Raw genomic sequence first — 19,916 nt, forward strand, 5'->3', positions numbered from 1 at the left:
TGGCCCACCCGCAGGTGGCCACGGCGCTGCAACTCAACGTTCGTGAACGTAAGTGCCCGGAGATGCCTCGCCAGCGGCATAGGCGCGGTTGCCCAGCCGGGTTGGCGCTTTTTTCAGGTCGCCGGCACGTTCGCCCAGCCAGTTTTGCCAATGCAGCCACCAGGAGTCGGCATGCTTGGTCGCGTTCTCCTGCCAGGCCACGGGGTCGCCCGGGCGATCGGCGCCGGTCATGAAGCGCGCCTTGGGGTTGCCCGGTGGGTTGAGGATGCTCTGGATGTGGCCGCTGTTGGACAGCACGAACTCGATCTTGCCGCCAAACAGGTGTGCCGAACGGTAGCAGGACGGCCACGGGGTGATGTGGTCGTTGGTGCCGGCGAGGCTGTAGATGTCGCAGGTGACCTGCTTCAGGTCGATCGGCGTGCCGCACACTTCCAGTGCACCGGGGCGGGTGAGTGGGTTGCTTTTGAACATCTCGATCAGGTCGCCGTGGAAGGCGGCCGGCAGGCGCGTGGTGTCGTTGTTCCAGAACAGGATGTCGAACACCGGCGGCTCGTTGCCGAGCAGGTAGTTGTTGACCCAGTAGTTCCAGATCAGGTCATTGGGGCGCATCCAGGCGAACACCTTGGCCATCTCGCTGCCTTCGAGCACGCCGGCCTGGTAGGAGTGGCGCTTGGCGGCTTCGAGGGTCTGTTCATCGACGAACAGCGCGACCTGGGTGTCCATGGTGGTGTCCAGCACGCTGACCAGCAGGGTCAGGGCATTGACCTTGTTTTCGCCCAGGGCGGCGTAATGGCCCACCAGCGCGGTGCAGGTGATGCCGCCAGAGCAGGCGCCGAGCATGTTCAGGTCTTTGCTGCCGGTAATCGCCAGCACGGCATCGACCGCTTCCTTGAGCGCATCGATGTAGGTCGACAGGCCCCACTCGCGCTGGGCCTTGGTCGGGTTGCGCCAGCTGATGATGAAGGTCTGCTGTTGTGAGCGCAGGCAGAAGCGCGCCAGGCTTTTTTCCGGGCTCAGGTCGAACACGTAGAACTTGTTGATCTGCGGCGGCACCACCAGCAGTGGCCGCGCATGCACCTGTTCGGTGATGGGGCTGTACTGGATCAGCTCCAGCACGTCGTTGCGGAACACCACGGCGCCGTCGCTGGTGCCCAGGTTCTTGCCCACTTCGAAGGCGTCCATGTTCACCTGGCTGGGCATGCCACCGTTGTTGACCACGTCCTTGGCCAGGTTGGACAGGCCATCGAGCAGGCTTTTGCCACCGGTTTCGAAGAAGCGCTTGACCGCGGCCGGGTTGGACAAGGTGTTGGTCGGCGCCATGGCCTCGGTCATCAGGTTGATGACGAACTGCCCGCGGCTGATGTCCTGGGGTGAAAGGTCGCTATTGCCGATCCACTCCTGCAGCTCCTTGCGCCAGGCCAGGTAGGTTTGCAGGTAGCGGCGGTAAAGGGGGTTGTTGCTCCAGGCCGGGTCGTTGAAGCGGCGGTCGTCGCTTTCGGGGGTGAGGCTGGATTTGCCCAGCAGCACGTTCTTCAGCTCCAGGCCGAAGTGCGCCACGTGCTTGGCGCTGTGCAAAGGTTGGCGCACGGCCTGGCGCAGCACGGTGCGTGCCGAGCTCAACAGGTCCTTGCGGCGGATGCCGATGACCGGGTTCAGCCCCAGGGTGTTCTCCGAGGCCTGCCGCTGCAACTCATCGTTGTTCTTGTTACTCATCTGCGACGCTCCGTTGTCCAGAGACGAGTACCGGTTGCCTGTGGCGCTTGCACAGTCCAGAGCCCGGTACTGCTACTCGGGTGACCAGTGATAAGGAACAGCGGTGCTGCGGGCCGGATGCATTCGGCGATGAGCTGCGGGGAATTCTGCGTGTGAAGACAGCCTGCTTTCGCTCGCGACCTCTACATACCGGCCAGGCCCTGATTGCCTTCAAGACGATGCAGGGAACTTGCCAGCTCCATTGGTTACCCGACTTTCATGTAATGCGCAAGACAGCCCGTCACTGAGCTGCCTGTAGGGGCATTCAAGCAGATGAGATTAGAAAATGCGCTCTAAACGTTCGAGGGCTTGCGCTAGAGCATGAGTTTCACGACCGATTCGGCCGGATCGCGGGATTTTCCGGCCTTGTGCAGCGCGTCGAGGTACTCGGCCCACAGCTGTTCCTGGCGCAGGCACAGTTGCTCGAGGTACTCCCACGTGAATAGGCCGCTGTCATGGCCGTCGTCGAAGGTCAATTTCAGTGCATATTGGCCGGCGGGTTCGAGGCCAGCGAGGCCGACGTTGACCTTGCCAACTTGCAGGATGGGGTTGCCGTGGCCCTGGACCTCGGCGGAAGGGGAGTGCACGCGCAGGAATTCGGCGGGCAGGTGGTAGACCTCGTTGGGGCCGTAGGTAAGGCTCAAGGTCTTGGAGGCTTTGTGCAGGTTGATGGCGGTGGGCAGACGGGCCATGGGCTGAATCTCTGGGGAGCTGATGCTGCAAGCTTCCAGCTTCTGAGGGAGGGATTCAAGCTTGATTGGGGCTGCTTTGCAGCCCATCGCCGGCAAGCCAGCTCCCACCGGGATAGCACAGTGCTTGAATACTGTGGGGTACCTGTGGGAGCCGGCTTGCCGGCGATGGGCCGCAAAGCGGCCCCATCCGGTCTTACAGGATATAGCGCGACAGGTCTTCGTTCTGCGCCAGCTCACCCAGGTGGCTGTTCACATAGCCCGCATCGATCTGGATCGGCGTTTCATCGTGAGTGCTGGCCAGGTCACCGGCACTGAACGACACCTCTTCGAGCAGGCGCTCGAGCAGGGTGTGCAGGCGGCGGGCACCGATGTTCTCGGTTTTCTCGTTGACCTGGTAGGCGATCTCGGCCAGGCGCTTGATACCGTCGGTGAGGAACTCGATGTTCAGCCCTTCGGTTTTCAGCAGTGCCTGGTACTGCTCGGTCAGCGAAGCGTGCGGCTCCCGTAGGATGCGCTCGAAGTCTTCTGGGGTCAGTGCCTTGAGTTCGACACGGATCGGCAGGCGGCCCTGCAGCTCAGGCACCAGGTCGCTTGGCTTGCTCAGGTGGAACGCACCCGAGGCAATGAACAGGATGTGGTCGGTTTTGACCATGCCCAGCTTGGTGTTGACGGTGCAGCCTTCGATCAACGGCAGCAGGTCGCGCTGGACACCTTCGCGGGACACATCGGCGCCGCCGACATTGCCACGCTTGGCCACTTTGTCGATTTCGTCGATGAACACGATACCGTGCTGTTCAACGGCTTCCAGGGCCTTGGCCTTGAGTTCTTCTTCGTTGACCAGGCGGCCCGCTTCTTCTTCACGGACCATCTTCAGCGCTTCCTTGACCTTGAGCTTGCGCGCCTTGCGCTTGCCCTTGCCCATGTTGGCGAACAGGCTCTGCAGCTGGTTGGTCATCTCTTCCATGCCAGGCGGCGCGGCGATTTCGACACCTACGGCGTCAGCCACTTCGATCTCGATTTCCTTGTCGTCCAGTTGGCCTTCGCGCAGGCGCTTGCGGAACAGCTGGCGGGTGTTGGAATCGCTGCTGGTCTGCGCGGCTTCTTCGCTGAAGCTGGTGACCCGCGCCTGCGGCAGCAGGGCATCGAGGATGCGGTCTTCAGCGGCGTCTTCGGCGCGGTGGCGCACGCGGATGATTTCTTGCTCGCGGAGCATCTTCAGCGCGGCATCGGCCAGGTCACGGATGATCGATTCGACATCACGGCCGACGTAGCCGACTTCGGTGAACTTGGTCGCTTCGACCTTGATGAACGGCGCGTTGGCCAGCTTGGCCAGGCGACGAGCGATTTCGGTCTTGCCGACACCGGTCGGGCCGATCATCAGGATGTTTTTCGGGGTCACCTCGGCGCGCAGCTCGGTCGGCAGTTGCATGCGCCGCCAGCGGTTGCGCAGGGCGATGGCCACGGCGCGCTTGGCGTCGTCCTGGCCGATGATGTGGCGGTTGAGTTCGTGAACGATTTCGCGGGGGGTCATGGACATGATGAAAATGGTCCTCGAGCAGAGCAATCAGTGTGGAAAAGTCCCGCCCTGGGCGGGACGCCAAAACAACTGATCAGTCGGCCAGGTCCTGCTCCTCGATGGTCAGGTTGTGGTTGGTGAATACGCAGATGTCACCGGCGATGTTCAGCGCGGTCTCGGCAATTTCGCGGGCCGAGAGGTCGGTCTTGTTCAGCAGGGCGCGGGCGGCGGCCTGGGCGTAGGCGCCACCGGAACCCATGGCGATCAGGCCGTCTTCGGGTTCGACCACATCGCCGTTACCGGTAATGATCAAGGATGCATCCTTGTTGGCCACGGCCAGCATGGCCTCCAGGCGGCTCAGGGAGCGGTCGGTACGCCATTCCTTGGCCAGCTCGACGGCGGCACGGACCAGGTGGCCCTGGTGTTTCTCCAGTTGGCCTTCAAAGCGTTCGAACAGGGTGAAGGCATCGGCGGTGGCACCGGCGAAGCCAGCAATGACCTGGCCGTGGTACAGGCGACGGACTTTTTTAGCGTTGCCTTTCATCACAGTGTTGCCGAGGGAAACCTGGCCGTCGCCGCCCATGACGACTTTGCCGTTACGGCGGACAGAAACGATGGTGGTCAAGGGGAGAGTCTCCACGCAGCGGGGCGAAAGTGCCTGATGCAGACTCATATGGGGGTGGGGGGAAGGATTTCAACCTGGGGGGATGAATGGTTGCGACAGGTTCAAGGTTGAATGCGATCCATGTGGGAGCGGCCTTGTGTCGCGAAAGGGCTGCGTAGCAGCCCCAGGATCTCGGCACCATGCATGGATTGCCGGGGCCGCTTTGCGGCCCTTTCGCGACGCAAGGCCGCTCCCACAGGGTTGGTCAGGCCTCGTGGCAGACGTGCCCATCGACCAAGGTATAACGCACAGCGCCAGGCAGGCAGTGGCCGATGAACGGGCAGTTCTCGCCACGGGACAGCCACTGTTCGCCGGCAACGGTCGAGGCTTTCGGATCGAACAGCACCAGGTCCGCCGCGCCACCTACCTTCAGTTCACCCGCCGGCAGGCGCATGGCGGCAGCCGGGCCGCTGGTCAAGCGTGCCAGCAAGGTCGGCAGGTCGAGCAGGCCGTCTTCGACCAAGGTCATGGCCAGTGGCAGCAGCACTTCGACACTGCTGATACCCGGCTCCGTGGCACCGAACGGCGCCAGCTTGGCATCGCGCTCGTGCGGCTGGTGATGGCTGGAGATCGCCTGGATCACCCCCGACTTGACGGCTGCGCGCAGGCCGTCGCGGTCGGCGGCGGTGCGTAGCGGTGGCTGCACGTGGTACAGGCTGGAAAACTCGCGCAGCGACTCATCGGTGAGAATCAGCTGGTACAGCGCCACGTCGGCGGTCACCGGCAGGCCCAGTTCCTGGGCCTGGGCGATCAAGCGCGCGCCGCGGGCGCTGGTGATCTGGGTGAAGTGCGCCCGCACGCCGCTCTGTTCGACCAGCAGCAGGTTGCGCGCCAAGGCCACGGTCTCGGCAGTCTCCGGGATGCCCGGCAGGCCGAGGAAGCTGGCCATGGCGCCTTCATGGGCCAGGCCACCTTGGGACAGGTCGCGGTCCTGGGAGTGGAACACCACGGTCAGGTCGAAGGTGGCGGCGTACTCCAGGGCACGGGCCAGGGTACGGTTGTTGGGGATTTGCTGCAGGCCATTGCCGAAGGCCACGCAACCGGTGTCGCGCAGGGCCACCAGCTCGGCCAGTTGCTCGCCTTCCAGGCCCTTGGTCAGGGCGCCGATCGGGTAGACCTTGCTGTTGCCGGCTTCGCGGGCACGGTCGAGGATCAGCTCGGCCACGGCCGAGGTGTCCAGCACCGGTTTGGTCTGCGGCGGGCAGCACAGGCTGGTCACACCGCCGGCCACGGCGGCGCGGGTTTCGCTGGCGATGTTGCCTTTGCGGCTGTAGCCCGGCTCGCGCAGAGAGACGTCGAGGTCGACCAGGCCAGGCGCTGCAATCAGGCCATCGGCCTGGATCGTGCGGCTGGCGCTGAAGCCGGCCGGTGCTGCGCCGATGGCGGCAATGCGGCCGCCGTCCAGGTGCAGGTCGGTGATCTGGTCCAGGCCGCTGTTGGGGTCGATAACCCGGGCGCCAAGAATACTGATGCTCACAGGGCGTTCTCCTGGTCGAGTTGGCGTTGCGCGTTTTGCCCGCTCATGGCCATGGACAGCACGGCCATGCGCACGGCGATGCCGTACGTCACCTGGTTGAGGATCACCGAGTGCTTGCCGTCGGCCACTGCCGATTCGATCTCTACACCGCGGTTGATCGGGCCAGGGTGCATGACGATGGCATCGGGCTTGGCACCGGCCAGGCGTGCGGTGGTCAGGCCGAACAGGCGGTAGAACTCGCCCTCGCTCGGCAGCAGGCCACCGGCCATGCGCTCACGCTGCAGGCGCAGCATGATTACCACGTCGACGTCTTTCAGGCCTTCGGCGAGGTCGGTGTAGACCTTTACGCCGTATTGCTCGATGCCGATCGGGATCAGGGTTTTCGGGCCGATCACGCGGATGTCCGGGCAGCCCAGCGCCTTGAGCGCGAGCATGTCGGAACGCGCCACGCGCGAATGCAGGATATCGCCGACGATGGCAACAGACAGGTTTTCGAAGCTGCCCTTGTGCCGACGGATGGTCAGCATGTCGAGCATGCCTTGGGTCGGGTGCGCATGGCGGCCATCGCCACCGTTGATCACGGCCACATCGGGGCACACGTGTTCAGCGATGAAGTGCGCGGCGCCCGAATCGGAGTGGCGCACGACGAACATGTCGGCAGCCATGGCTTCCAGGTTGCGCAGGGTGTCGAACAGGGTTTCGCCCTTGCTGGTCGAGGAAGTCGACACGTTCAGGCTGATCACGTCGGCAGACAGGCGCTGCGCGGCCAGTTCGAACGTGGTGCGGGTACGGGTCGAGTTCTCGAAGAACACGTTGCAGACGGTCTTGCCGCGCAGCAACGGGACTTTTTTCACGGCCCGGGCACCGACTTCCAGGAAGGAGTCGGCGGTGTCGAGGATCTCGGTCAGCAGTTCGCGGGGCAAACCGTCGAGCGAGAGAAAGTGGCGCAGCTGGCCCTGATCATTGAGCTGCAGCGGGCGCTTGGCGTCGATTGGCGTCATCGCGGGGGACTCTTAAAGGGCGGAAGCGGAGGCGAGGTCCTGGCGCTCGAGGGCGAGCGGTGCGGGTCCGGTCAATTTTACCCGTTCATGGGCTGCCAGCGACAGGGTGGCACCCAGCACATTGGGGCGAATCGGCAGCTCGCCGGCATCCAGGTCGAGCAGGCAGACCAGGGTGACGCTGGCCGGGCGGCCGTAATCGAACAGCTCGTTGAGCGCGGCACGGATGGTGCGACCGCTCATCAGGACGTCGTCGATCAGGACCAGGTGCTGGCCTTCGATTTCGAACGGCAGCTCGGACGGGCGTACTTGCGGGTGCAGGCCGTTCTGGCTGAAGTCATCACGGTAGAACGACACGTCCAGGGTGCCCATGGGGCTGGTATCGCCCATTTCTTCCTGCAGGGCCTGGGCGACCCAGACGCCGCCCGTGCGGATGCCGATGAAGCGCGGCTCGGTGATAGCACGGCGGGCCAGGTGGGCGCGAAGGTCGACAGCCATCTGCCGGATCAGATCGGCGGGATTGGGTAGGCTCATTGCGTGCTCCTCGGGGGCCGCCGGCTCTGCCCGGCGGCAAAGATGATCAGGTATTGGCCTCCAGCCAGCCTTGCAGCAGCAGGGCGGCGGCAATGGCGTCGACCGGGTTGTCGCGGTAGCTGCCGCGCTGGCCACCGCGGGTCAGGCGTTCGCCTTTAGCCTCGAAGGTGGTCAGGCGTTCGTCGTGGGTGTGCACGGGCAGGTTGAAGCGGCCGTTCAGGCGCCGGGCGAATTTCTCGGCGCGCGCGCTCATCTCGCTGGGGGTGCCGTCCATGTTCAGCGGCAGGCCGACGACGATGGCGTCGGGTTTCCATTCAGCGACCAGTTTTTCCACCTGGGCCCAGTCCGGCACGCCGTTCTGCGCTTTCAGGGTGCACAGCTCGCGGGCCTGGCCAGTGATGACCTGGCCAACCGCCACCCCGATCTGTTTGGTGCCGTAGTCAAAGCCCAGCAGCAGGCGTAGCTCGGCCATCAGGCGTGGCCCGCCTGGCTGGTCAGCAGGCTGAGGTTGATGCCCAGGCTGGCGGCGGCGGCGTTCAGGCGCTGGTCGCTGGCGAGGCCGAAGATGATCTCGGGGTCGAACGGGCAGTTGAGCCAGGCATTGTCGGCCAGCTCGGCTTCCAGCTGGCCGGCTTCCCAGCCCGCGTAGCCCAGGGTAATCAGGCTGTTTTGCGGCCCCACGCCCTCGGCAATGGCAAACAGCACGTCCTGCGAGGTGGACAGCGACAGGCCCTGCAGTTCGACGGTGGCCTGGTAGGTGCACTCGCTGGAGTGCAGCACGAAGCCGCGATCGGTTTGCACCGGGCCGCCCTGGTAGATCGGCACGTGCAGCGTGCTGGCCGGGGGTTCATCGTCCGGGCGCAACTGTTCGAGGATGTCAGCCAGGCTGAGCTCCTGCGGTCGGTTGACCACCAGGCCCATGGCGCCATTGGCGTTGTGCTCGACGATGTACGTGAGGGTCTGGGCAAAGTTCGGATCGGCCATGTGCGGCATGGCGATCAGGAACTGATGCTTGAGGTAGCTCGGGGCGAGGGTTTTCATGGGGGATAGTGTGGCGCCAGGTGGCGAGGCTGACAAGGTGCTCTGCAGGGCTTACTTGATCCCTGTGGGAGCGGGTTTACCCGCGAATGCGTCAGATCAGGCAATTATGTTGCCTTGTCGAACGCTTTCGCGGGTAAACCCGCTCCCACAGAGGCCAGTACAGCCAGCAAATCAGTTACTGGACAACCGGTCCCCACGGGCAAAGCGCCAGGTCCGGATGATCTCCAACCGGTCGAATTCCGCCAAGTCCCCGGTAAACGGCGCAAACGGCGCCGCCAGCCTGACAATACGTTGCGCCGCCTGGTCCAGCACCGGTTGCCCGGACGATTCCAGCACCAGCACTTCGTACAGCGAGCCATCGCGGTTGATCGAGACCATCATGCGCAAGTTGCCGTAGATCTGCTGGCGCCGCGCTTCGTCAGGGTAATTGAGGTTGCCCACCCGCTCGACCTTCTTGCGCCATTCTTCCTTGTACCAGGCGCCCTTGTCGCGCATGGTCGAGGCGGCGTTGAGGCGGTGGATGCGCGGGCGTTTGGCGTACAGCTGCTGTTCATTGGACAGCTCTGCCTCAAGGCTGGCGATCTGGCTGGACAGCTGCGAGCTGTCAAAATCAGGCGTGGGCGTTGCAGGCTTTGGCTGCGCCTTGCTTTCCTTGGGCTTGGGCTCGACTTTGTGAGGCTTGGCGGCCTTGGTCACCACGGCCGACTTCTCAGGCGTGGGCGGCGGTGCGACCTCGGGCTTGGCCGCAGGCGGGGGCGTGACCTTGTTGATCTTGCTGTCCTGGAAGGGGGCGAGTTCGGTGGTCTTGGGCACCGCCTTCTTCTCCAGTGTGCCGCTGCCTTGCTGGTTGTCCTGAGCCTGGAAATCGGCCTTCTCGGGCGCTTTCTCGCTTTTGAAAGTGGCGAGGGTGATGTCCATGGTATGGCGGATTTCAGCCGGCTTGACCACGGTAAAACCGACGCCAAGGATCAGCGCCAGGTGCACCAGGGCAGCCAGGAACAGGGTAAAGCCGAGCCGGTCCACCGGGCGAACGCGCGGTGGCAGCAGGTCGGAGGGGATGTCAGCGGGCAGCGTCATCAGGTATCCAGCAACCGCGGGGCGGGGCAGCAGGCCAAGTAAAAAGGACCCGTATCATACCCCACTCCGCGATTGTGCCGCGCGTTGCCGGTCAGCGCGCCTTCAGCTGGCGATCAATGGCGTCCATCAATTGCCCGCCGATGTCGGTGTTGAAGGCGTTGTCGATCTCGCGAATACAGGTCGGGCTGGTGACGTTGATTTCGGTGAGGTGCTCGCCAATCACGTCCAGGCCAACGAACAGCAGCCCTTTCGCGCGCAGGGTCGGGCCGACCTGGGCGGCGATCCAGCGGTCACGTTCGGTCAGCGGGCGCGCTTCGCCACGGCCACCGGCGGCCAGGTTGCCACGGGTTTCGCCACTGGCCGGGATGCGCGCCAGGCAGTAGTCGACCGGCTCGCCGTCGATCATCAGGATGCGCTTGTCGCCGTCCTTGATCGCTGGCAGGTAGGCCTGCGCCATGATCTGCTGCGCGCCCAGGGCGGTCAGGGTTTCGAGGATCACCGACAGGTTGGGGTCGCCGACCCGGTGGCGGAAGATCGAAGTGCCGCCCATGCCGTCCAGCGGCTTGAGGATCACGTCACCATGCTTGGCCGCGAATTCGCGAATGATGTCCGGGCGGCGGCTGACCAGGGTCGGTGGCGTGCACTGCGGGAACAACGTGGCGAACAGTTTTTCGTTGCAGTCGCGCAGGCTCTGCGGGCGGTTGACCACCAGCACGCCTTCGGCCTCGGCCTGCTCCAGCAGGTAGGTGCTGTAGACGAACTCCATGTCGAACGGCGGGTCCTTGCGCATCAGGATCACGTCCAGCTCGGCCAGGGGGCTGTCCTGCTCGTCGCCCAGCTCGAACCAGCGCGCTGGGTCGGCGAACACGTTTAGCGGGCGCATGCGTGCACGGGCCTTGCCTTCGCCCTGGTACAGGTCGCGCTGTTCCATGTAGAACAGGCTCCAGCCGCGTGCCTGGGCGGCCAGCAGCATGGCCAGCGAGCTGTCCTTCTTGTAGGAGATGGACGCGATGGGGTCCATGACAATGCCGAGGCGAACGCTCATGGGGTGGTTCCTCTTGGCGGCGCGCAGCCGCGATGGATCGAAAGAAAAGTGGCTCAGGGTGGCGCCGGGAGCGCCGATGGTCAAGGGGCGCAGCAGATGGAATGGCTACCCGGAGTGTGCTAAAAATGCGAGGCACAATGCTGCGCAAACCTGTAGGAGCGGCCTTGTGTCGCGAAAGGGTCGCAACGCGGCCCCAGCAATTCTGGCCTGAGCAGCGACGGTAGCCCAAGTGATGGAACAACCCCTGAAGGTCATGGTGATCGACGACTCACGCACGATCCGCCGTACCGCGCAGATGTTGCTCGGCGAAGCGGGTTGCGAGGTGATTACCGCCAGCGATGGTTTCGATGCCCTGGCCAAGATCGTCGATCACCAGCCACGCATCATCTTCGTCGATGTGCTGATGCCGCGCCTGGACGGTTACCAGACCTGCGCCGTGATCAAGCACAACAGCGCTTTCAAGGACATACCGGTGATCCTCCTGTCGTCGCGCGACGGCCTGTTCGACAAGGCCCGCGGGCGGGTGGTGGGCTCCGACCAGTTCCTCACCAAGCCGTTCAGCAAAGAAGAACTGCTCGAAGCGATCCGGGCCCATGTGCCTGGTTTTGCCGAACACCAACAACACGCACCCTGACCGCGTCCGCCATGGCGCGGTCTTACTTTCCTGATGGGGAAACAGCATGGCCCGAGTTCTGATTGTCGACGACTCGCCGACAGAGATGTACAGATTGACCGAATGGCTGGAAAAGCACGGCTACGAGGTGCTCAAGGCCAACAACGGTGGCGATGGCGTGGCCCTGGCCCGTCAGGAAAAGCCCGACGCGGTGCTGATGGACATCGTCATGCCCGGCATGAACGGCTTCCAGGCCACTCGCCAGCTGAGCAAGGACAAGGAAACCAGCGCCATTCCGGTGATCGTGGTAACCACCAAGGACCAGGAAACCGACCGTATCTGGGCGACGCGCCAGGGCGCCCGCGACTTCCTGACCAAACCGGTCGAAGAAGACGCACTGATCGCCAAGCTCAAAGAAGTGCTGGGGACTTGACCACCCGCCCTCATGGCGCGTCGCTGACCGCCTTCGAGTTGCTGTTGGACATCGACCGGCGCTGCCGCCTGCTGGTGGCGGACCAGCCCCCGCAGGACACCCGCCTGCAACAGTGGAGCGGGATCGGCTTTCGGATCGCCGGGCAATGGTTCGTCGCGCCCATGGGCGAGGTGGCCGAAGTGCTGCGCGAACCGCGCAGCAGCCGTGTTCCTGGGGTTCAGCCCTGGGTCTGCGGGGTTGCCAACTTGCGCGGGCGGTTGCTGCCGGTAATGGACCTGAGCAGCTTCTTCGGGCTTGGCCCGGCCGCCCCCGGCAAGCAGCGGCGGGTGCTGGTGCTGGACCATGAGGACCTGTTCGTCGGCCTGCTGGTGGACGAAGTACTGGGGCTGCAGCACTTTGCCCTGAGCAGCCTGGAGCTGTCGCCCCCGCAGCCCTTGATCCGCGCGGCCGCCCGCTTCGTGCAGGGGCACTTCCCGCGTGAACGCAATTGGGCAATCTTCAGCCCCTTCGCCTTGGCCCAGGCGCCGGGCTTTCTTGATGTGGCGTTATAGGACCTGCGAACGTGAACAAGCCTGCCACCAGCGCTACCGCAACGCCCATGGCTCCGCGTACGCGCAGCATCGCGCAGATCACCGTGCTGTTTTTGGTGCTGATCCTGTCGATCATCCTGTTGTTCGCCAATTTCGCCTACCTGAGCACCCAGTCCAACTACGACAAACAGTACATCGGCCATGCCGGTGAGCTTCGCGTGCTGTCCCAGCGGATTGCCAAGAACGCCACCGAGGCGGCGACGGGCAAGGCCTTGGCGTTCAAGCTGCTGTCGGATGCGCGCAACGATTTCGAGCGGCGCTGGAGCTACCTGCGCGAAGGTGACACGTCCACCGGCCTGCCAGCGGCACCGGCCACGGTGCGCGATGAGATGGAAGCCGTTCGCCAGGACTGGGAGAACCTGCGCAAGAACACCGATACCATCCTGGCCAGCGAGCAGACGGTGTTGTCGCTGCACCAGGTGGCGGCAACGCTTGCCGAGACCGTGCCGCAGTTGCAGGTCGAATACGAAAAAGTGGTCGAAATCCTGCTGCAGAGCGGTGCCCCGGCCAACCAGGTGGTCGTCGCCCAGCGCCAGTTGCTGCTGGCTGAGCGCATCCTCGGTTCGGTCAACACGGTGCTGGCCGGTGACGACACCGCGGCCCAGGCCGCCGATGCCTTCGGCCGCGATGCCGGGCGTTTTGGCCAGGTGCTGGAGGGCATGCTCAACGGCAACCCCGCGCTGCAGGTGACCCGCGTCGAGGACGCCGATGCCCGGGCGCGGTTGGCTGAAATCGCCGAGCTGTTCCAGTTCGTGGCCGGCTCGGTGGACGAAATCCTCGAAACATCGCCCGAACTGTTCCGCGTGCGTGAAGCCGCAGGCAACATCTTCAGCCTGTCGCAAACCCTGCTCGACGAGGCCTCGCACCTGGCCAACGGCTTCGAGAACCTGGCCGGCGGGCGTACCCTGGACACGGTCGGCGGCTACGTCCTGGGCCTGCTGGCGCTGGCCTCGATCATCCTCATCGGCCTGGTCATGGTGCGCACCACCAACCGGCAACTGCGCGAGACCGCAGAGAAGAACGAACGCAACCAGCAGGCGATCATGCGCCTGCTCGACGAGATCGAAGAGCTGGCCGATGGCGACCTGACCGTCACCGTGTCGGTCACCGAAGACTTTACCGGCGCCATCGCCGACTCGATCAACTACTCCGTCGACCAACTGCGCGACCTGGTCGCTACCATCAACCACAGCGCTGTGCAGGTGGCCGCTGCCGTGCAGGACACGCAGAACACCGCGCGTCAGCTGGCCAAAGCGTCCGAGCACCAGGCCGCGCAAATCAGCGAGGCGTCCGAGGCGGTGGGCGACATGGTCGAATCGATCGACCGGGTGTCGGCGCATGCCTATGAGTCGGCCAAGGTGGCCGAGCGCTCGGTGGCGATCGCCAACAAGGGCAACGAGGTGGTGCACAACACCATCAACGGCATGGACAACATTCGCGAACAGATCCAGGACACCGCCAAGCGCATCAAGCGCCTGGGTGAGTCGTCCCAGGAGATCGGCGACATCGTTAGCCTGATCGACGACATTGCCGACCAGACCAACATCCTGGCCCTCAACGCCGCGATCCAGGCCTCGCTGGCCGGTGAAGCCGGGCGGGGCTTTGCGGTGGTTGCCGACGAAGTGCAGCGCCTGGCCGAGCGTTCGTCGTCGGCCACGCGGCAGATCGAGGCGCTGGTGCGCACCATTCAGGCAGATACCAACGAGGCGGTGATCTCCATGGAGCAGACCACCGCCGAAGTGGTACGTGGCGCGCGCCTGGCCCAGGATGCCGGGGTAGCGCTGGCGGAGATCGAAGGGGTGTCGCAAAACCTGGCCGAGCTGATCCACAGTATTTCCGACGCGGCCCAGTTGCAGACGTCTTCTGCCGGGCAGATCTCCCACACCATGGCCGTTATCCAGCAGATCACCGCGCAGACGTCTGCCGGGTCCGGCGCCACTGCCGACAGCATCCGCCACCTGGCACGCATGGCCAGCGAGATGCGCCGGTCTGTTTCTGGTTTCACCCTGCCGGCACCTGCCGAGCCGCGCTGAGGAATGCCCATGGCTTCTGCCGCTGTAAGCCCCGAGCGCCACGAAACGGTAGCGCTGGCCTGGACCAAGGCTGCCATCCTCGACTGCCTGGGCCAGGCGCGACAGGCCCTGGAGCGCTTTGCTGGCGAGCCGGGCGATCTGTCCATGCTGGCCTTCGTGGTCGACAACCTGCACCAGGTACACGGTTGCCTGCGCATGCTCGAGTTGCGCGGTGCGACGCGCCTGGCTGAAGAGCTGGAGCTGTTCGCCCGGGCCTTGGCCGAGGGCCAGGTCAGCCCACGCGGCGACTGCCTGGGGGCGCTGTTCCGTGGCCTGGAGCAACTGCCGTCGTACCTGGAACGCCTGCGCGGCGCGCGCCACGACCTGCCCTTGGTGATGCTGCCGTTGCTCAACCAGCTGCGCGCCTGCCGCGGCGTGGAGCCCCTGGCCCAGGCCAGCCTCATCAGTGGCACTGCCCAGCGCTTTGCCGGCTCCGATGACCTGGCCAACCTTGACCTGTCGCTGGGCAACTGGCGGGAACAGATGCAGGCCGGGCCCGGCCGCGATGCCCTGCGCTCGGTGGTGAGCGCGCTGTGCGACGACCTGATGCGCATCAAGGAACGCCTGGACCAGTTCGTGCGCGGCGACCGCCAGCACAGCGAACAGTCCGAAGCCCTGCTCGCACCGTTGCGCCATGTCGCCGACACCCTGGCAGTGCTGGGCTTCCAGCAGCCGCGGCGGGTGATCATCGACCAGGTGCTGGCGCTGCAGGCCTTGGCCCCCGGCGAGGGCTCGGTGGATGACGCGGTCTTGATGGATGTGGCGGGCGCCCTGTTGTATGTGGAGGCGACCCTCAATGGCATGGTCGGCCCGCTGGAAGAAAGCGGGCAGGGCGGGATGCCGGGCTCAGACCTCACCGAGATCCGCCAGTTGGTGCTGAGCGAGTCGCTGGCCGTACTGCAGCAGGCCAAGGACTTGATTGGTGATTGCCTGGAGTCCGACTGGCCCCGGCAGCGCCTGCAGCCGCTGCCGGGGCTGCTGCAGCAAGTGCGCGGGGCGCTGGCAATGCTGATGCTGCCGGGCCCTGCCGACGTGTTTGCCGGCTGCGCCAGCTACGTGCAACGCTGGTTGCAGCACCTAGACGTCGAGCCGCCAGCCGATGAGCTGGCGCACCTGGCCGATGCCTTGAGCGCAGCCGAATGCTACCTGCAATGGCGGGTGGCCGACCCGCTTGCCGATGCTCAGCCCTTCATCGAAATGGCGCGCGCCAGCCTGGCGGCACTGGGCGTGGCCTGCGCGGTCAGCGAAACCGGCTTCGGCCAACAAGACTACGGCGATGGCATCGACGATGAGCTGCGCGATGTGTTCCTCGACGAGGCCGGTGAACTGCTGCCGGAAATCGAGCGCCACTGGCTGCGCTGGCGAGCCGACAACCAGCAGCGCGAGGCACTGCTGGAAGTGCGCCGTGCGCTGCATACGCTCAAAGGCAGCGGGCGCATGGTGCATGCCGAGGCGGTGGCCGAGCTGGCCTGGGGCGCGGAGCATCTGCTGAATCGAATGCTCGAAGGCCGAAGCGTGCTCACCCCGGAAGGGGTGGTCGCCTTGCAGCAAGTGTTCGTCCACCTGCCTGACCTGTTGGCCGACTTTGCCGCCGGGCAGTTACCGCAGCTGACCGAAATCGAGCAACTGGCCGGGCATCTGCATGCCCTGGCCGAAAACGATGCGCCACCCGCTGCTGAGGTGGATGGCCTCGATCCGCACCTGCTGGACATCTTCCGCAGCGAGGCACACGGCCACCTGGCCAGCCTCGAGGCATTCTTGCAGGGCGCCGACGGCCACGACACCCCGGTCAGCGACAGCTTGCAACGCGCCTTGCACACGCTCAAGGGCAGCGCCGCCATGGCAGGCGTGATGCCCGTCGCCGAGCTGGCCACCGCCTTCGACCGCCTGGCGCGTGAGTACAAGGGCCACCAGTTGCCCCTGCAAGTGGCGGAGATCGAATGGCTGGAGGCCGGGCGTTCATTGTTCCACCTGGGCCTGGCACAGCTGGACAGCACGCCGCTGGCGGCCATCCCGGGTGCCGCCGAATTGATCGAACAAGTGGGCCAGGCGGTGGATGTGCGCCTGGCCACCCTGCATGAAGACCCGCAGCATGCGCGCCGCAACAAGCGCGACCCGCAATTGACCGCCAGCTTCCTGGCCCAGGCCATGGACATTCTGCTCGACGCCGAGTCGTTGCTGTCGCGCTGGCAAGAGCAGCCGGGGCAGCGCCAGGCGCTGGACACCCTGCTCGATGAGCTGACCAGCCTGGGCCACGCGGCGCACCTGGCTGACCTGTGGCAGATGGACGATGTCTGCGAGGCCCTGCTCGACGTCTATGGTGCCGTGGAAGAGGGCAGCCTGGCCGCCGACGCACGCTTTTTCGCCCAGGCACAGGCAGGCCATGAGGCGCTGCTGGACATGCTCGACGAGGTGGCCGCCGGGCAGGAGATTTCGCCCAGGCCGGCGCTGATCGACAGCTTGCGCAGCCTCTTGGCGCAGGCCTTGGCACCTGAGGCCACGGGCCTTGTGGGCATTGATACGGTCACCCCGTTGCACCCCGACATGGACCTTGGCCTGGGGCCGTCGCGCAACCTGGCGCTGCCGCCAGCGGGCGAGCCGTTGACTGAAGAGCCTGAGAGCCCAGGCGACAAGGAGCTGCTGGAAGTCTTCCTGGAAGAAAGCTCGGACATCGTCGAAAGCGCCGCTGCGGCCCTGGCGCGCTGGCAGGCCGACCCACGCAGCAGTGTCGAGGTGGATAACCTGCTGCGTGACCTGCATACCCTCAAAGGCGGTGCCCGCATGGTCGAGATCGCCGCCATCGGCGACCTGGCCCACGAGCTGGAATTTCTTTACGAACTGCTCGCTGCCGGCCGCCTGCCGCCGAGCCCGCCGTTGTTCGCTTTGTTGCAAAATTGCCATGACCGCCTGGCACACATGCTCGATGCGGTGCGCCTGGGGCAGCCGCTGCATGCCGCCACGGCGCTGATCGACTACATCCGCAACTTCAGCAGTGCGGCCCTGACCGACAGCGCGGCGGGCCAAGGTGCTGTCGAGGCTTCGGCCCTCGAAGTGCCTGCTGCCGCGCCGGAGCGGGCAGCCGGCGACATGGTCAAGGTCGATGCCGAACTGCTCGACGACCTGGGCAACCTGGCCGGTGAGCATTCGGTGATCCGTGGCCGCATCGAGCAGCAGGTCAACGACGCCCAGTTCACCCTCAACGAAATGGAAACCACCCTGGAGCGCATGCGTGACCAGCTGCTGCGCCTGGATGTCGAGACCCAAGGGCGGATCTCGAGCCGGCAGCCGTTCGAGAGCGATGCCTACGACGATTTCGACCCCCTCGAAATGGACCGCCACTCGCAGCTGCAGCAGCTGTCGCGGGCCCTGTTCGAGTCTGCCTCCGACCTGCTCGACCTGAAGGAAACCCTGGCCCAGCGTGCCCAGGAAGCCTACGGCCTGTTGCAGCAGCAGGCGCGGGTGAACAGCCAGTTGCAGGAAGGCCTGACCGCGACCCTGATGGTGCCCTTCGAACGCTTGGTGCCGCGCTTGCAACGCGTGGTGCGGCAGGTGGCCAGCGAGCTGGGCAAGCAGGTTGAACTGGTGGTGGGCAATGCCGAAGGTGAGCTGGACCGCAGCGTGCTCGAACGCATGGTGGCGCCCCTGGAGCACATGCTGCGCAATGCCGTCGACCATGGCCTGGAAAGCCGCGAAGCGCGCCTGGCTGCCGGCAAGCCGGAGCACGGCACGATTCACCTGAACCTGTTGCACGAAGGCGCCGACATCGTCATCGAGATGACCGACGATGGCGCCGGCGTACCCTTGGAGGCCGTGCGGCGCAAGGCGATCAAGCGTGGCCTGCTGGACCCGCAGGCGCACTTGAGCGATCACGAGGTCTTGCAGTTCATCCTGCGCCCCGGTTTCTCCACCGCCGAGAAGATCACCCAGATTTCCGGGCGTGGGCTGGGCATGGACGTGGTGCACGAAGAGGTCAAGCAGTTGGGGGGCTCGATGACCATCGAGTCGGCCCAGGGCAAGGGCGCACGCTTTCTGATCCGCCTGCCGTTCACGGTGTCGATCAACCGCGCGCTGATGGTGCACCTGGGCGAGGACCAGTACGCGATCCCGCTCAATACCATCGAAGGCATTGTCCGCGTGCCGCCTGCGGAGCTGGCGGCGTGCTACCAACTGGATGCCCCGCGTTACGTCTACGCAGGCCACACCTACGACCTGCGCTACCTGGGTGAATTGCTGCAAGGCCAGCCACGGCCCAGCCTGCTTGGGCAAAGCGTGCCGCTGCCGGTGCTGCTGGTGCACTCCCAGGAGCAGTCGTTCGCCATCCAGGCTGACAGCCTGTCACCCAGCCGGGAGATCGTGGTGAAGAGCCTCGGCCCGCAATTCGCTGCGGTCGCTGGGTTGTCTGGCGCGACCTTGTTGGGCGACGGCCGGGTCGTGTTGATTCTCGACCTGCTGGGCCAGTTGCGTGGCCAGCAACGGCGCCTGGCACGCTTGCCGGGCGGCGGCGATGCCCAGCGGCAATTGTTCGGCCCGGCGCCGCGCCGGTCACTGCTGGTGATGGTGGTGGACGATTCGGTCACCGTACGCAAGGTCACCAGCCGGCTGCTGGAGCGTCATGGCATGAGCGTGCTCACTGCCAAGGACGGGGTCGATGCCATGGCGCAGTTGGAAGAGCATCGGCCGGATGTGTTGCTGCTGGACATCGAGATGCCCCGCATGGACGGTTTCGAGGTGGCCACGCGCATTCGACGCGACGAGCGCCTGAAGGATTTGCCAATCATCATGATCACCTCGCGCACCGGGCAGAAGCACCGCGACCGGGCCATGGCCATTGGTGTCAATGAATACCTGGGCAAGCCTTACCAGGAGTCTGTGTTGCTGCAGAGCATCGCCCACTGGAGCCAAGCCCATGCTTGAACTGATCTCGGGCCAGCGCAGCAGCCTTACCGGCCTGTTGTTGCCCTTGGGCGACCGTACCTTGGTCTTGCCCAATGTCGCCGTGGCCGAACTGTTTGGCCAGCGCAACCTGGTGTGCCAGCGTGGCGAGCCCGCCTGGCACCTGGGCTGGATCGACTGGCGCAAGCAGCGTTTGCCACTGATCGGCTTCGAGGCCGCATGCGGCGGCGAAACCCCGTGTGGCGAGCGCGCGCGCATCGTGGTGCTCAATGCCCTGGGCGATACCGGGCTGCGCTACCTGGCGGTGCTGCTGCAGGACATTCCACGCTCGTGCAAGCTCGACAGCCAGCTCAATTATGTGGATGTGGCGCTGGGCAGCCTGGAGCTGGCGGCGGTGCAGGTGGGCGAGCAGGTGGCGCGGGTGCCGGACCTGGTGGCCTTGGAACGGCTGGTGCGTGACGCGGATCTGCAACCTCTCGCAGGATAGGCTGCGGATAGCGCGGTCCCTGTAGGAGCAGC

Annotated in this window: 17 protein-coding genes; 6 read left to right on the forward strand and 11 right to left on the reverse strand. The window is 65.1% G+C overall.

Features of this window, described 5'->3' with window-relative positions; all coding sequences use genetic code 11:
* Window positions 1–33: 33 nt before the first annotated feature.
* The 11 genes from phaC to gshB all read right to left on the reverse strand — a co-directional run bounded on the left by phaC (window position 34) and on the right by gshB (window position 10,796).
* Window positions 34–1,713, reverse strand: a complete 1,680-nt coding sequence (gene phaC, locus D886_RS0102665) for a class II poly(R)-hydroxyalkanoic acid synthase (RefSeq protein ID WP_027592424.1) — start codon at window positions 1,711–1,713, stop codon at window positions 34–36.
* A gap of 353 nt (window positions 1,714–2,066) precedes the next feature.
* A complete protein-coding gene (locus D886_RS0102670) occupies window positions 2,067–2,444 on the reverse strand; it encodes a gamma-butyrobetaine hydroxylase-like domain-containing protein (RefSeq protein ID WP_027592425.1) in 378 nt (125 codons plus the stop codon).
* A 193-nt stretch (window positions 2,445–2,637) separates the two neighbouring features.
* Window positions 2,638–3,981, reverse strand: a complete 1,344-nt coding sequence (gene hslU / locus D886_RS0102675) for an ATP-dependent protease ATPase subunit HslU (RefSeq protein WP_027592426.1) — start codon at window positions 3,979–3,981, stop codon at window positions 2,638–2,640.
* Between the two features lie 73 nt (window positions 3,982–4,054).
* Window positions 4,055–4,585: an ATP-dependent protease subunit HslV gene (gene hslV / locus D886_RS0102680; RefSeq protein WP_003249309.1), complete on the reverse strand. Its 531-nt coding sequence runs from the start codon at window positions 4,583–4,585 to the stop codon at window positions 4,055–4,057.
* Window positions 4,586–4,829: 244 nt separating this feature from the next.
* Window positions 4,830–6,101 carry a dihydroorotase gene (locus D886_RS0102685; RefSeq protein WP_027592427.1) on the reverse strand — a complete coding sequence of 424 codons (1,272 nt, stop codon included), beginning with the start codon at window positions 6,099–6,101 and terminating at the stop codon, window positions 4,830–4,832.
* On the reverse strand, window positions 6,098–7,102 hold the full coding sequence (locus D886_RS0102690) for an aspartate carbamoyltransferase catalytic subunit (protein ID WP_027592428.1): 1,005 nt from the start codon (window positions 7,100–7,102) through the stop codon (window positions 6,098–6,100). Before D886_RS0102690 ends, D886_RS0102685 begins: the two co-directional genes overlap by 4 nt.
* Before the next feature lie 12 nt (window positions 7,103–7,114).
* Complete coding sequence (gene pyrR / locus D886_RS0102695) at window positions 7,115–7,633, reverse strand: bifunctional pyr operon transcriptional regulator/uracil phosphoribosyltransferase PyrR (RefSeq protein ID WP_027592429.1); 519 nt, start codon at window positions 7,631–7,633, stop codon at window positions 7,115–7,117.
* Window positions 7,634–7,679: 46 nt separating this feature from the next.
* The gene (gene ruvX / locus D886_RS0102700; protein WP_027592430.1) at window positions 7,680–8,105 is read right to left on the reverse strand and encodes a Holliday junction resolvase RuvX; all 426 of its coding nucleotides are present in this window, start codon (window positions 8,103–8,105) and stop codon (window positions 7,680–7,682) included.
* Entirely contained in the window at window positions 8,105–8,674 is a 570-nt protein-coding gene (locus D886_RS0102705; RefSeq protein ID WP_027592431.1) for a YqgE/AlgH family protein, read from the reverse strand. Before D886_RS0102705 ends, ruvX begins: the two co-directional genes overlap by 1 nt.
* Before the next feature lie 171 nt (window positions 8,675–8,845).
* Window positions 8,846–9,751, reverse strand: coding sequence for an energy transducer TonB (locus tag D886_RS0102710; protein ID WP_027592432.1), 906 nt, complete (start codon window positions 9,749–9,751; stop codon window positions 8,846–8,848).
* A 91-nt stretch (window positions 9,752–9,842) separates the two neighbouring features.
* A complete protein-coding gene (gene gshB, locus D886_RS0102715) occupies window positions 9,843–10,796 on the reverse strand; it encodes a glutathione synthase (RefSeq protein WP_027592433.1) in 954 nt (317 codons plus the stop codon).
* A 232-nt stretch (window positions 10,797–11,028) separates the two neighbouring features.
* On the opposite strand from gshB, the gene D886_RS0102720 reads away from it, so the two are divergent.
* The 6 genes from D886_RS0102720 to D886_RS0102745 are packed head-to-tail and all read left to right on the forward strand — an operon-like array spanning window position 11,029 to window position 19,884.
* On the forward strand, window positions 11,029–11,430 hold the full coding sequence (locus D886_RS0102720; protein WP_027592434.1) for a PleD family two-component system response regulator: 402 nt from the start codon (window positions 11,029–11,031) through the stop codon (window positions 11,428–11,430).
* Window positions 11,431–11,476: 46 nt separating this feature from the next.
* Window positions 11,477–11,842 (forward strand): twitching motility response regulator PilH, encoded by a 366-nt coding sequence (gene pilH / locus D886_RS0102725; protein ID WP_027592435.1) that lies wholly within the window; start codon window positions 11,477–11,479, stop codon window positions 11,840–11,842.
* Window positions 11,839–12,393, forward strand: coding sequence for a chemotaxis protein CheW (locus tag D886_RS0102730; protein WP_027592436.1), 555 nt, complete (start codon window positions 11,839–11,841; stop codon window positions 12,391–12,393). Before pilH ends, D886_RS0102730 begins: the two co-directional genes overlap by 4 nt.
* Window positions 12,394–12,440: 47 nt before the next feature.
* On the forward strand, window positions 12,441–14,465 hold the full coding sequence (locus tag D886_RS0102735; RefSeq protein ID WP_189662490.1) for a methyl-accepting chemotaxis protein: 2,025 nt from the start codon (window positions 12,441–12,443) through the stop codon (window positions 14,463–14,465).
* A gap of 9 nt (window positions 14,466–14,474) precedes the next feature.
* Window positions 14,475–19,418 carry an Hpt domain-containing protein gene (locus D886_RS0102740; protein ID WP_027592438.1) on the forward strand — a complete coding sequence of 1,648 codons (4,944 nt, stop codon included), beginning with the start codon at window positions 14,475–14,477 and terminating at the stop codon, window positions 19,416–19,418.
* Complete coding sequence (locus D886_RS0102745) at window positions 19,411–19,884, forward strand: chemotaxis protein CheW (protein WP_027592439.1); 474 nt, start codon at window positions 19,411–19,413, stop codon at window positions 19,882–19,884. The genes D886_RS0102740 and D886_RS0102745 overlap by 8 nt, the downstream gene beginning before the upstream one ends.
* The last annotated feature ends 32 nt before the right edge of the window (window positions 19,885–19,916 follow it).

The sequence above is a fragment of the Pseudomonas sp. LAIL14HWK12:I7 genome (assembly GCF_000483465.1).
In the GTDB taxonomy this organism is placed as follows: domain Bacteria; phylum Pseudomonadota; class Gammaproteobacteria; order Pseudomonadales; family Pseudomonadaceae; genus Aquipseudomonas; species Aquipseudomonas kermanshahensis.

Excerpts from the sequence above, each read along its gene's own strand:
- phaC (WP_027592424.1), bottom strand. The coding sequence starts at position 1,713 with ATGAGTAACAAGAACAACGATGAGTTGCAGCGGCAGGCCTCGGAGAAC.
- D886_RS0102670 (WP_027592425.1), bottom strand. The coding sequence starts at position 2,444 with ATGGCCCGTCTGCCCACCGCCATCAACCTGCACAAAGCCTCCAAGACC.
- hslU (WP_027592426.1), bottom strand. The coding sequence starts at position 3,981 with ATGTCCATGACCCCCCGCGAAATCGTTCACGAACTCAACCGCCACATC.
- D886_RS0102690 (WP_027592428.1), bottom strand. The coding sequence starts at position 7,102 with ATGACGCCAATCGACGCCAAGCGCCCGCTGCAGCTCAATGATCAGGGC.
- pyrR (WP_027592429.1), bottom strand. The coding sequence starts at position 7,633 with ATGAGCCTACCCAATCCCGCCGATCTGATCCGGCAGATGGCTGTCGAC.
- ruvX (WP_027592430.1), bottom strand. The coding sequence starts at position 8,105 with ATGGCCGAGCTACGCCTGCTGCTGGGCTTTGACTACGGCACCAAACAG.
- D886_RS0102705 (WP_027592431.1), bottom strand. The coding sequence starts at position 8,674 with ATGAAAACCCTCGCCCCGAGCTACCTCAAGCATCAGTTCCTGATCGCC.
- D886_RS0102710 (WP_027592432.1), bottom strand. The coding sequence starts at position 9,751 with ATGACGCTGCCCGCTGACATCCCCTCCGACCTGCTGCCACCGCGCGTT.
- gshB (WP_027592433.1), bottom strand. The coding sequence starts at position 10,796 with ATGAGCGTTCGCCTCGGCATTGTCATGGACCCCATCGCGTCCATCTCC.
- D886_RS0102720 (WP_027592434.1), top strand. The coding sequence starts at position 11,029 with ATGGAACAACCCCTGAAGGTCATGGTGATCGACGACTCACGCACGATC.
- pilH (WP_027592435.1), top strand. The coding sequence starts at position 11,477 with ATGGCCCGAGTTCTGATTGTCGACGACTCGCCGACAGAGATGTACAGA.
- D886_RS0102735 (WP_189662490.1), top strand. The coding sequence starts at position 12,441 with ATGGCTCCGCGTACGCGCAGCATCGCGCAGATCACCGTGCTGTTTTTG.
- D886_RS0102740 (WP_027592438.1), top strand. The coding sequence starts at position 14,475 with ATGGCTTCTGCCGCTGTAAGCCCCGAGCGCCACGAAACGGTAGCGCTG.
- D886_RS0102745 (WP_027592439.1), top strand. The coding sequence starts at position 19,411 with ATGCTTGAACTGATCTCGGGCCAGCGCAGCAGCCTTACCGGCCTGTTG.